Source organism: Myxococcales bacterium (genome assembly GCA_022563535.1).
Lineage (GTDB): Bacteria > Myxococcota_A > UBA9160 > UBA9160 > UBA4427 > DUBZ01.
Genome location: JADFNE010000091.1, coordinates 1 through 11801 on the forward strand (window position 1 = coordinate 1; position 11801 = coordinate 11801).

The 11801-nt window shown below is 60.0% G+C and carries 13 protein-coding genes; 11 read left to right on the forward strand and 2 right to left on the reverse strand.

What is annotated here, in order from left to right:
* From IH881_18415 to IH881_18430, 4 genes are all read left to right on the forward strand, one after another.
* A partial coding sequence (locus IH881_18415; protein ID MCH7869673.1) for a methyltransferase domain-containing protein occupies positions 1 to 1216 on the forward strand: 1216 nt, incomplete at its 5' end.
* 138 nt (positions 1217 to 1354) lie between these two features.
* Complete coding sequence (locus IH881_18420; protein ID MCH7869674.1) at positions 1355 to 1753, forward strand: hypothetical protein; 399 nt, start codon at positions 1355 to 1357, stop codon at positions 1751 to 1753.
* Positions 1754 to 1761: 8 nt separating this feature from the next.
* Positions 1762 to 2829: a hypothetical protein gene (locus IH881_18425; GenBank protein ID MCH7869675.1), complete on the forward strand. Its 1068-nt coding sequence runs from the start codon at positions 1762 to 1764 to the stop codon at positions 2827 to 2829.
* Between the two features lie 4 nt (positions 2830 to 2833).
* A complete protein-coding gene (locus IH881_18430) occupies positions 2834 to 3562 on the forward strand; it encodes a hypothetical protein (GenBank protein ID MCH7869676.1) in 729 nt (242 codons plus the stop codon).
* Here the strand turns inward: IH881_18430 and IH881_18435 are convergent.
* Positions 3547 to 4407, reverse strand: coding sequence for a hypothetical protein (locus IH881_18435; GenBank protein ID MCH7869677.1), 861 nt, complete (start codon positions 4405 to 4407; stop codon positions 3547 to 3549). The two genes, IH881_18430 and IH881_18435, sit on opposite strands and share 16 nt — an antisense overlap.
* A 131-nt stretch (positions 4408 to 4538) precedes the next feature.
* Here IH881_18435 and IH881_18440 point away from each other — a divergent pair, with 131 nt between their 5' ends.
* Both IH881_18440 and IH881_18445 read left to right on the forward strand, forming a co-directional pair.
* Complete coding sequence (locus IH881_18440; GenBank protein ID MCH7869678.1) at positions 4539 to 5534, forward strand: nucleotidyltransferase family protein; 996 nt, start codon at positions 4539 to 4541, stop codon at positions 5532 to 5534.
* Positions 5531 to 6238, forward strand: coding sequence for a TIGR04282 family arsenosugar biosynthesis glycosyltransferase (locus IH881_18445; GenBank protein ID MCH7869679.1), 708 nt, complete (start codon positions 5531 to 5533; stop codon positions 6236 to 6238). The genes IH881_18440 and IH881_18445 overlap by 4 nt, the downstream gene beginning before the upstream one ends.
* A 29-nt stretch (positions 6239 to 6267) precedes the next feature.
* Here the strand turns inward: IH881_18445 and IH881_18450 are convergent, their stop codons facing one another.
* A complete protein-coding gene (locus tag IH881_18450) occupies positions 6268 to 6519 on the reverse strand; it encodes a hypothetical protein (GenBank protein MCH7869680.1) in 252 nt (83 codons plus the stop codon).
* 555 nt (positions 6520 to 7074) lie between these two features.
* Between IH881_18450 and IH881_18455 the strand changes: the two genes are divergently transcribed.
* The 5 genes from IH881_18455 to IH881_18475 all read left to right on the forward strand — a co-directional run bounded on the left by IH881_18455 (position 7075) and on the right by IH881_18475 (position 11663).
* Entirely contained in the window at positions 7075 to 7413 is a 339-nt protein-coding gene (locus IH881_18455; protein MCH7869681.1) for a P-II family nitrogen regulator, read from the forward strand.
* Between the two features lie 147 nt (positions 7414 to 7560).
* Complete coding sequence (gene glnA, locus IH881_18460) at positions 7561 to 8976, forward strand: type I glutamate--ammonia ligase (GenBank protein ID MCH7869682.1); 1416 nt, start codon at positions 7561 to 7563, stop codon at positions 8974 to 8976.
* Between the two features lie 233 nt (positions 8977 to 9209).
* Positions 9210 to 10112 carry a hypothetical protein gene (locus IH881_18465; protein ID MCH7869683.1) on the forward strand — a complete coding sequence of 301 codons (903 nt, stop codon included), beginning with the start codon at positions 9210 to 9212 and terminating at the stop codon, positions 10110 to 10112.
* On the forward strand, positions 10102 to 11337 hold the full coding sequence (locus IH881_18470) for a hypothetical protein (protein MCH7869684.1): 1236 nt from the start codon (positions 10102 to 10104) through the stop codon (positions 11335 to 11337). The genes IH881_18465 and IH881_18470 overlap by 11 nt, the downstream gene beginning before the upstream one ends.
* A gap of 134 nt (positions 11338 to 11471) precedes the next feature.
* Positions 11472 to 11663: a hypothetical protein gene (locus tag IH881_18475; protein ID MCH7869685.1), complete on the forward strand. Its 192-nt coding sequence runs from the start codon at positions 11472 to 11474 to the stop codon at positions 11661 to 11663.
* Positions 11664 to 11801 lie beyond the last annotated feature (138 nt).

Below are 11801 nucleotides of genomic sequence, written 5' to 3' on the forward strand. Positions count from 1 at the left end.
CGGAGCGGTGGCGGCGCTGTTTGGTACGAGCCTTCCCCTCACCGCTCACTACGCCATCCCACCCGATCGCCGGGCGGGTGCCCGGCTCTCGTATTTGTATGTTGGCAACATCGTGGGCTCGACCGCCGGAAGCCTGGCGACCGGTTTCTTTCTGCTCGATATCCTGACCCTGCGCGAATTGTCGGTCCTGCTGGCCATCCTCGGGATTTTCGTCTCCGGAGCATTGATCCTCGCCGCTCCCGCCCGAGGGTTTCGTCGAGTCACGACCGTCGCAGCTCTGACGCTAATCGCAGCTCAGATTTTTCTCTCCTCCCATGACCTTTACGATCGCGTCTACGAGAAGCTCCTCTATCGCGGGGACTTGTCGCCAAGCAAAGGCTTTGCGCAAATCGTAGAGAACAAGAGCGGCGTAGTTTCCGTTAGCCCATCGGGCACGGTGTACGGCAATGGCTCCTACGATGGAGTCTTCAACACCGACCCCGACCCTGCTCGCGACGTCAATCGAGTATTGCGCGCTTATCTGGTTTCAGCGTTTCACGAACGCCCGGCGAACATTTTGATGATTGGACTGGGGAGTGGTTCCTGGCTGCAGGTGCTGGCGAACTACCCAGACGTCAAAAACATTACGGTGGTCGAACTCAACCCCGGTTACGTCGAGGTCGTGCGTCGCAGCCCCGAAGTTGTCAGCGCACTCGAGCATTCGAAGGTTGACATGGTGGTCGATGACGGAAGGCGGTTTCTCAATCGAACCGATCAGAAATATGATGTCATCATCCAGAACACGATCGTCTATTGGCGCTCCCACGCGACCCTGCTTCTCTCCCAGGAATATCTGGAACTGACGCGTTCCCGTCTGCGAGAAGGGGGCGTGGTCTACTACAACACGACCTCCTCTACGGCGTCTCAACGGACCGGAGCGTCGATTTTTCCGTTCGCGTGGCGATATCAAAACATGTTGATCGTCAGCGACTCGCCGATCGAGATCAACCGCGAACGTTGGGGCGATCGTCTCGGCTCCTGGACCATTGACGGTCTGCCGGTCTTGAATTCGGATGTAGGCGCCGACGAAATCGAGCAAATGCTGAACCGGGAGCGTTGGCGGGGCGAGCCGACCTGGGAGGGGCGGGAAGCGATTCTCGCACGTACCCGTGACGCCCCGATCATCCGCGACGACACCATGGCGACCGAATGGTGGGCCTTCGACACCTTCCCATAACCGGTGTGCGGATATTCTCGTAAGTAGCCAATATTTATACGTTTTTCCAAATCTGAGTCCTCAGGTTTGGCGGTCGTGTTCCGATGCCACTGGGCGAGTGAAACGTCGTAATCGCGGCTGAAACCGCAAGGAGATCAAATGAAGGCTCATTCGAGTAGACGACTTTGGGTTGCGCTGGTCGCGGCATTGTTCACGATCGGTTTGGCACTTGGCGGGCCGGTGGCCTCCGCCGATCGCAAGGTTCAAGCCTCCGAGATCGTGATCATCTCAGACGACGTGAATAAATCCACGACCCAGGTTGAACACGCATCCGATGGAACTACCCCATCGGGCGAGGGCAGTGGTGGTGGTGGTGGCGGGGGTGATGACGGCGGCGGTGGCGACGACGGCTCTGGTAAGGGCAAAGGCAAGAGCTCTGGTAAGGGCAAAGGCAAGGGCGAAGGCAAAGGCAAGAGCTCCGGCAAAGGCAAAGGCAAATCAAAGGGCAAGAGCAGTAGCAAGGGCAAAGGTGCAGGCAAATCCAAGGGCAAGTCGTAGCAGGTCGGATGGGAGTAGCGGAATTCGCGCTCGCGCCACCACAAGCCCGCAGGATTCCTGCGATTCGCTACATCGTAGGCCCTGCCTATGACTGGTGCTTCTTCTTGTTGCCACCCTTGGCTTCCCTTGCGGTCGGGGTACTGATCTCCGGAACAAACTTCGCCGACGGCGAGATCGATTTCTGGGGACAGAGCGAAACGTTGTCGTGCGTGATGATCGGAGTGGTGATCCACGCGCACATCTTCGCGGTCTTTTTCCGCAGCCACGCAAACAAAAACGTCTTTCGCAAATTTCCCGCCCGCTTTGTTCTGGCTCCCGTGCTGCTCTATCTGGCGATGGTGTGTTCGAGTTGGTTGCTGGTGTCGGTCGCGGTGCTGACGACCTTCTGGGATGTCTACCACTCCGGTATGCAGACCTTCGGTTTCGGGCGCATCTACGACGCCCGTGCGGGCAACGATCCCTCGGTTGGACGCAGGCTCGATCTGGTCCTGAATCAGCTCCTCTACGCGGGCCCGATCGTGGCGGGCGCCACGATGTTGGCTCACTTCAACAGGTTCGAATACTTCGAAGACGTCGACTCCGTATTCCTGCCCCAGATTCCCGGCTTGATGGAGACGCATCAACACTATTTCACCTGGGGGTTGTTGATCCTGGGCAGCGGGTATCTCGTCTACTACCTGTTTTCGTACTGGAGGCTCTGGCAGCGCGGCTATCAGATCTCGCTGGCAAAGGTCTTTCTACTGACCACGACGGGATTCTGTTCAATCTACACCTGGGGCTTCAACAGCTGGGGCGAAGCCTTCCTCATCATGAACTTGTTCCATGCCATTCAATACTTTGGTCTCGTCTGGAGTTCGGAGAAGACGACCTTGCGCCGACTGGCGGGGGTGCGAAACCCGCGCATCGCCAAGCCGGCATCCATCGCGATGCTTCTGTGTGTCACGGGCGCCTACGGGTATTGGGTCGAGGCCTTCGATGCCGATATCGAGTGGCTCTGGGCCGTAACCCTCACAGTATCGATCATGCACTTCTGGTACGACGGTTTCATCTGGTCCGTGCGTCGGAAGGAGGTGTAGTGCGGTGGTACGAATCGAGATCTCGCTTCAGACTGTTCGACGGGTACTAGTTGCGCTGCTGGCCCTGCTGATGGCGGCGGGCTTCTGGGCGGAGGCGAACGACAACCCCGAACTCTTATCCAATCGAAGAGATCGCAGCGCCTGGATACGCTTCTTCAGCCTGAGCTGGGAGCACAATCTACCGACGTGGTTCTCGTCAATCGTGCTTTTTTCGTGCGCCTGCCTGTTGGTCTTGAACGCACTGCGGAGCAGCGCGCTCAAGGAAAGCTACACGAAGCACTGGTGGTTCCTGGCACTGGCCTTTTTGTACATCTCGCTGGACGAGTTTGTGCAGATTCACGAGAAGGCCAACGCGTGGTTCCAGTTCGGCGGCATTCTGTACTTTGGTTGGGTGATTCCCGCCGCCGTAATCGTTGCAATCATCGGAATCTCGTGTCTCGGATTTCTACGCCAGCTTCCGCGCCGCACGCGCAATCGGTTTGTGCTGGCGGGTTCGATCTACGTGGGCGGTGCTCTGGGGGTCGAGTTCGGGCTCGGCTTTTGGACGGACACGGTCGGATCCCACAACGCGATCTACGGACTGATCGATTGGGTCGAGGAGTCCATGGAGATGATCGGCGCGAGCCTCTTTCTATATTCTCTGCTGGATCATGTTGCCGGAGCATCGGGTGGTTTCGAGCTTTCCCTGGATAACGCCCGGGAGAGTCGGCTTGCAATTCAGGCGAACAGCTGAAGCATGATCGCGCCGCAGGCTCCGGCGAACAGCGCGCCATCGATCACGACCAGGGCGTAATGTTCTCCCTCACGGAAACGGCACAGCAGCAACAGCTCTGCCAGGGGAATGAACACGAGGCTCCGCAACGCGTCGGGGCCGACCAGCGCCGTCCCGACCCCCAGACCCGCAATCACAATCGCGGAACCGATGCGCGAGCGGTCGTCGATGCGCCTTCGACTTTCGTCCGGGATTCGTCGAGCGAAGTCCGAGGCCAATAGATTGGAGGCGATCGCGCATCCCATGATCAAGATGATCCAGTAGAGCGACGGAGCCGCGGCGGTTGAACCCGAACCCAGCAGGGGCAGGCCCAGCACAACGGCGAGCCAGGCGAGGGTGAGATAGAGCGTCTTGATGCCTCGGATGTGTTTGAGTCGAAGGTGCATGAGTCCGAGCGCGAGCACTCCTGCGCACAATCCCCAGGCGGCGGGCGCGAGTTGCAGGGCACAAATCCCGCTCACCATGGCTGCAAGAATGATCAACAGGCCGAGTCGCTTGCGATGGCGATCGATGAACGCGCTACGTCGGGGTGCGTGCGGCCGGTCGTATTCGAGGTCGCGCAGACGATCGATGTTGTAGACCACAAGCGTGCCGCTGATTGCGAGAACGATCACCGAGGGCAGCAGCGGCAGCTCTAACGCCAGAGTCGCCGCTGTCGTCAGGGCTCCCGCCACACTGGCGGCCAGCATGCTCGAGTACGCGAGTGCGTCGAGCCACAGCCGAACGCTCGGGTCCGGGGTGGCGCTGGATCGGACCGAAGTCATCGATTTGCCTGGGCTCGCGGGTTCATCGCGGTCACTCGACATGCACCCAGCATCGCATATCCGACATCGGGAACAATTGAGACAGGGAGCGCGCGCGCAGGCGCGGATCCGAGCCCTCTTACGCTACGGTTGATCTTCCAGAAACAGAGAGTAATACGAGCAGAGGGTCGGGTTTGGGAATTCCAGCCATCGTGATGGCAGGCGATCGCGGTGCCGCGAGGGCGATCTACGGTCAGAGCAAGGTTTATCTCGAAATTGAAGGCGTGCCGCTGGTCGCCCGGGTTGTACTGACCCTCCAATTCGTCGCAGAGGTCGACGAAGTATGGGTCGTGGGTGATCGCGACCGACTCGAAGCCGTATTCGCCGACGCCAAGCTGCGACAAATGATCCAAAAACCTCTCCACATCACAGCCCAACACGCGAATCTCTACGAGAATGCCTGGGGGACTTTCAAGCGGGCACTTCCCGGCGCGGGACCCGAGGGCCGAACGCCCGAGGGAGATGATCTCGATTTCCGGACTCTTTACCTGTCGAGCGACCTTCCCTTTGCGTCTCCTCAGGAGATTTCGCACTTCATCGAAAAGAGCATGGCACTCGACTGTGACTACGCGCTCGGGTTGGTGACCGAGGCGGCGGTCGCCGCTTATCGAAAAAACAGTCAGGAGGGGCCCGAAGGTGAGGGCCTCGACATCGCGTTCTTCAATCTGCGCGATGGTCGTGTTCGGCAGAGCAACCTGCATCTCGCAAAGCCGGCCCGAATACTCAATCGCAAGTTCATCCAGGACATGTATCGCTATCGGCACATGCGTGCGTTCGGGAGCATGGTGGGACTCGGAAGTATCTTGCTGTTCCGCGAGGGAGGCTTTGCGATCCTCTTCTTTTATTTGATCATGCATCTGAGCGGTTTTGCGGATCGCAAGGGATGGAAACGACTCGCGCGCATCATTCGCTATGGCGTCACGCTCAAGACCAATGAATGGGGTGTGAGCAAGCTTCTGGATTGCCGCTTTCGCTTCGTCATCACCGAGATCGGAGGCTGCGCGATCGACGTCGACACCGAAGAAGAGTACGAAGCAATCCGACGAAATTTCTCGGCGTGGTCGGCCCTCGAGCGAAAGCGCGCGACCGCCCTGCTTGGGCCCGAGACTTCGTCCGGAATCCGCGGTTGAGCTCCGAACATCCCGCGACCCGCCCCTACGTGCTCGTGGTGTTTGCGAAGGATCCGCAACCCGGCTGCGTAAAGACACGCATGACTCCCGCGCTCAGCCCCGAACTCGCGGCGGCGTTCTACGGCGAGATGCTGGCAGATGTACTGGCGGAGAGCGCGCGTGCCTGTGCCGCGCTTGGCCTTGACGGGGTGCTGGCCGTGACCCCAGCAGATTCCATCAAAACGCTGGCGGAGTTCGCACCAGAAAACTTTCGCATCGTCGCCCAGTCGGGGTCCGATCTTGGCGCGCGACTGGCCCACGAGGTCTCGAGTGCCCTGGCGATGGGGGCATCTCGGGTTGTGTTGCGCGGGAGCGACAGCCCCGCATTGGGGTCGGGGGACATCGCGCAGCTCATTCGAGCGCTCGACACCGCCGATCTCGCCGTCTCGCCAGATCTGGATGGGGGATACAGTGCGATCGGACTTCGGGGGCCGGCGCGAGAGATCTTCGATCATCCCATGAGCACGGAAAACGTCCTGCGAGACACCCTCGAGCGCGCTGAAGGCTCGGGGCTCGCGACCTGCACGACCGACGGGTGCTTCGATCTCGATACCGTCGAAGATCTGCGCCATCTCGCGCGGGTCAGGGATTCGTTGCCCGCGGAGCGCTGCCCCAGAACGCTGGCGTTCGCCGACGAGCACGGGCTTTGGAAGATCGCACGCTGAACCGGCGGTCAGGGTTCTTCAACGGGCTGCTAGATGTCCCAACTCGCGGTGATGCTGAGCTTGTCCATCTTCGAGTAGAGCGTGCGTCGACCGATCCCGAGGGAGCGCGCAGCGGCTGAGCGATTTCCCCGGCAATGCTTCAGGGCCCGGGTGATCTGCCACGCTTCGGCGAAATCGATCCACGATTTCAGAGATTGGGGCTTGCCTTTGCCGAGTTGAACGGCGTGTTCGAGAAACCGCTGAAACTCCTTTGTATCGATCGAAGAGCGGCTGCGTGCCATCACCGAGCCGTCTGGAGATTCGCCGGCGTGGTCGTCATCGATGATTCGCGCTGAAAGCGCTTGCTGTCCAAAGAGTTCCGTCACGCCAACCCAACGATGCAAGAGCCGTTCCCGAGTTGACGGAAGGCCCGAATTGCCGCGTTACGGCCAGCGGAGGGGGTAAATTGTGCGGTTTGGCGACAATTCGATGTGAGAGGTGCCCGCAGTGCGACTGGATTCGAACCCAAATGGGCGCGGATTCGACAAGGGTGCACGAAGAATGGGCATGCATTGCTCGTTCGATGTGCAGGTCGTGGCGCGGCCCCGAATGGCGAGGCCGTGCTGGCCGGTTCAGCCCTGAGAAAAAGGCACGGCCATTGCAGTACACGGGCGCACGTAGATTCAGCGGTGTGAAAGCATGAGCGTGGATGACCCCGTGCGGTCGCGGTTGCGATCGAGCGGGGTTCGGTTTTGCGGGCGCCCCGCTTTCGGTTAGACGTGATAATGTGAGCAGGCTGCGACGCACTCCGACCGGGGCTCGGCGCAGACGACCAGAATTCGTGACCGAGGAACACCATGAAAAAAGTGGAAGCCATAATCAAGCCTTTCAAGCTCGACGAGGTCAAGGAGGCGCTCCAGCAGATTGGAGTCCAGGGTCTGACGGTCACTGAAGTCAAAGGATTTGGCCGGCAGAAGGGACATACGGAGCTCTATCGGGGCGCTGAGTACGTCGTGGATTTTTTGCCGAAGATCAAGTTGGAGATCGTGCTCACGGACGAGATGGTGGACAAGGCAGTCGAAGCCATCATAGAGGCCGCGAACACAGGAAGAATTGGTGACGGGAAAATCTTCGTACTGCCGCTGGGTGAATCCATCAGGATTCGAACCGGGGAACGAGGAAAAGACGCGGTCTAGCCTTTTGCAAGCGAGACGAGATTTTCGGAAAGCCTGTTGTTTTTTAGCTTGGTAGCCAGGTAGGTAGAAGGAAAAAACGCCGCCTCTTGCGGCGTAGATGACTCCCCGTGCGATACTTGTTATCGCCGTTCAAATGAGGAAGTACTGATGAACGCCAAAGAAGTTCTTGCATTCGCCAAGAAGAACGACGTTGTCATGGTCGATCTTCGGTTCACCGATTGGCCCGGCACGTGGCAGCACTGCTCGTTCCCAATCGATTTCATCGACGAGGATGTATTCGAAGACGGTCAGGGCTTTGATGGTTCCTCGATCCGCGGTTGGCAGGCGATCAACGAGAGCGACATGCTGATGATCCCGGATCCGTCGACCGCATTCATCGATCCCTTCTTCAAGCACCAGACGCTGGTGATGTTCTGCGACATCGTCGACCCCATCACCCGGGAGCGTTATTCCCGCGATCCGCGCTACATCGCGGAAAAGGCCGAGAACTACCTCAAACAGTCGGGTATCGGCGACACGGCCTACTTCGGCCCCGAGGCCGAGTTCTTCGTGTTCAGCGACGTGCGCTTCAGCACGGGCGCCGATCACGGCTTCTACAGCATCGACTCGCCCGAAGCGTCCTGGAACTCCGGCGCAGAAGAGCCGGGCGGCAACCTCGGCTACAAGCCCCGCGCCCAGCAGGGCTACTTTCCGACTCCGCCGAACGACACCCTGCAGGACCTGCGCAGCGAAATGTGCATGGTCATGAAGGATCTCGGGATCATCATTGAAGCCCAGCACCACGAGGTCGCGACCGCCGGACAGTGCGAGATCGACATGAAGTTCGGCCCGCTGCGTTCGATGGCCGACCAGGTGATCAAGTACAAGTACGTGGTCAAGAACGTTGCAAAGGCCAATGGCGTGAGTGTGACGTTCATGCCCAAGCCCGTCTTCGAAGGCAACGGTTCGGGGATGCACTGCCACCAGTCGATCTGGAAGAAGGGCGAGCCCTTGTTCGCCGGCGACGGCTATGGCGGGTTCAGCGACCTGGGTCTGCACTACACGGGCGGGATTCTGGCTCACAGTCGGGCGCTCGCAGCCTTCACCAACCCGACCACCAACTCCTACAAGAGGTTGGTGCCCGGGTACGAGGCTCCGGTAACGCTGGCGCTCTCGAGTCGTAACCGATCGGCATCCTGTCGCATCCCGATGTACAGCAGCAGCCCGAAGGCAAAGCGCATTGAGGTTCGCTATCCGGATCCGGCCGCCAACCCCTACCTGGCCTTCAGCGCGATGTTGATGGCGGGCCTCGACGGAGTAGAGAACAAGACCTCTCCCGGCGAGCCGCTCGACAAGAACATCTATTCGCTCACGGCCGAAGAGAGGGCGGGCATTGCAGTGATGCCGGGAAGTTTGGAGGAGGCGCTCGACTGCCTCGAGGAGGATCACGACTTCCTGCTCAAGGGCGATGTCTTCACCGACGACGCGATTCGGTCCTGGATCGACTACAAGCGCGAAGAAGAGTGCGAACCGGTTCGCTTGCGACCGCACCCGCACGAATTCGAGCTCTACTACGATATTTAGGGCGGATATTTAGGGCGGATATTTAGATCGGACAGCCAAGACTGAAGCACGATCGCACCAGGCCGAGACCCCGGGGCTTGCCCCCGTCTTTGGCTCGAAGATGAATCGGCCCCGTCGCGCTTGCGGCGGGGCCGAGTGCGTTCAAGCTCCCGCTATCGGCTCCTGTCGCCCTGAAGGCGCCTAGCCGCCCCCTCGGGGCATAGTGTTCAAGAATCTGAATGAATTGTCGATTGATGTGGTGTTTTTTCCCACAAAATGTGATGCTCGTTGGCGACATGAAAGCCGACGAAAGCCAACCATCCGATCTGGCGGCCCCCTCGGCGCGTCTCCTAGCAGCCGCCCGCATGTTGTTGCGGCCACTGGTGCATCTCCTGCTCTCGCGCCAGGTGACTTTCCCGATTCTGACGGGGCTTCTCAAGCAGCTGTACATCGAAGTCGCGAGCGACGAATTCGCCCTCGAGGGCAAACGCCTCACCGATAGCCGCATCAACCTCTTGACCGGGATTCACCGCAAAGATGTGCGGCGACTGCGCGAACAATCCGACGACGTTGCCCCGCCGAGTCGGCCCAAGTCGGTTTCCCTCGGTGCTCTGATCGTGGCGCGTTGGACGGACCTTCGCGAGTTTCAGGACGATCACGGGCATCCCCGAGCACTGCCCCGCAAAGCGATAGCCGGAGAAACCAGTTTCGACGATCTGGTCTCGTCGGTCAGCCAGGATATTCGACCGCGCTCGGTGCTCGACGAATGGCGTAGGCTCGGGGTCGTGACGCTTACCGATGGCGACCGAGTGGTGCTCAACAGCGACGCGTTCATCCCGAGCCGGAGCTTCGAAGAGAAGGCCCATTCGCTGGGCCATACGCTCCACGATCACATCGCGGTCGGGGCGCACAATCTGGCGGACAACGAGCCACCCATGTTGGAACGCAGCGTCTTTTACAGCGGACTCACCGATGCGTCCGTGGTCGAATTGTTGGAACTCTCCGAAGAGCGCGGCATGCAGGCGCTTCACGCCGTCAACAAAAGGGCGATGGCGTTGCAAGAGCGCGATCGCAACGCCACGGATGCGGTGCATCGCATGCGCCTCGGCATCTTTGCTTTCCGAGCGCGGCGCGGAGACAAGACGTATGCGGATTGAGTTGCTCGTTCTGGCACAGTTGTTGTTCCTCTCCCCCGCCATCGCGTGGGCCCAGAACCCGTGTGCGATCCCGCACGAAAGCAAACCCGAGCAATACCTCGCTCGATCCGATGCTGGACTTTCAGGCACTGGGCTCTCGGGAGACGACGAGAGCGGAATCGGCGGAACCGGTTACAGCGGAGGCGACGAGAGTGGCATCGGGGGAACCGGTGTTTTCGGCACCATCACCGGATTCGGCAGCATCTGCGTCAACGGTCTGAGGATCCGCTACGACGAAGCAACTCCCGTGCTGGTCGATGGCAGGGAATCGACCAGCGCAGCGCTGGCCATCGGACAAGTCGTGGCAGTCCACGCCGTGGGGCAGGGTGCTGTACTCGACGCCACCTCGCTCTCGATCCACAGCGCATTGACGGGCCCCGTCACGAGTATCGACTACGTCCAAAAGCGCTTGAGCGTGATGGGCCAGCGCGTGATGGCACCCGACGACTTTTCGCAAGCCAGCCATGGACTTGTACTCGGTTCGCGCATTACGGTGAGCGGGTTGCGACAGAGCGATGGCAGTGTCGTGGCGACGCGGATCGTCCTGGCTCCCAAGTACTGGCCCGATAGTGTTTCGGGAATCACCAAAACTTCTGCGCATGGCGACTTGGAGGTAGGGGGAATTCGACTCCCGCGGCACCATCAAGACCCGGCAGATGGCAGCCGAGCAGCGATCCAGGCCGGGCAGTTTATCCGCATCACCGGTGGCTGGAATCGCGAATCTTCGAGCCTGATCGTGTCCGCAGTCTCCACCACCCCGCTGCTCGCACCCGGCCTCGAGCGGCTATCGATTGAAGGTTACGCGACGCGACGACCTGGCAGCTCCGCACTATGGATGCACGGCATCGAACTCGACCGGCCGAGCTTCGAACGGGCGTCAAAGAAGGCAGATCGGGGTCAGCGACTGCGAGTGTCGGGGTATCGCAATCCCCAAGGACGCCTGCGCGTCGAGGGACTACAGGTCGTCGATCGCCCCCAACCCCAACGCAACATGGATCGCCCCAGACCCACGAAACACCGCGAGCGCCCCAAGCCCACCGAGTACCCAGAGGTCCCCCCATCCATCAAACCCAAGACCTCCGAACGCCCACCCATCATCGAACGCCCGGACATTGATCTCGCCCCAATCCTCGACGATATGATCCAAAGATTCGAAAAAATAGAAATAGACCGCACCACCCCATAAGAGCCGCCGCCGACACCCCAGTGCCGGAGATCCTGGCCTATGAGTAGGAGATCCAACTGGAGGCACAGGGGCGGCTCGGTCCTCGAATCGGTTGCATAAACCCAATCCTCGGCACGGTATTCCCCAATTTCTCGTTGAATCGCGCTTCGGCACACACCTTCCGGGTCTCGCACCCCAGGGGACCGGAGAAGACGGAGATATGGTTGTGGGCCTACGGGGACAGGGCGGCGTCCTCCGACATGGAAGAAGCCATGCGTCTTGCTAGTTTACGGAGTTTCAGCGTCTCGGGTACCTTCGAGCAGGACGACATGGACAACTGGCAGTAATGCACGCAAACCTGCCGCGGAGTGGTATCCCGGCGCTATCAGTTGAACATGCAGATTGGGCTGGGCCACGAGCGGTACCGCGAAGACCTTGGGGCATGGGTCGGCGACTACAGCGCGAGCAAAAGCAATCATGGGGAT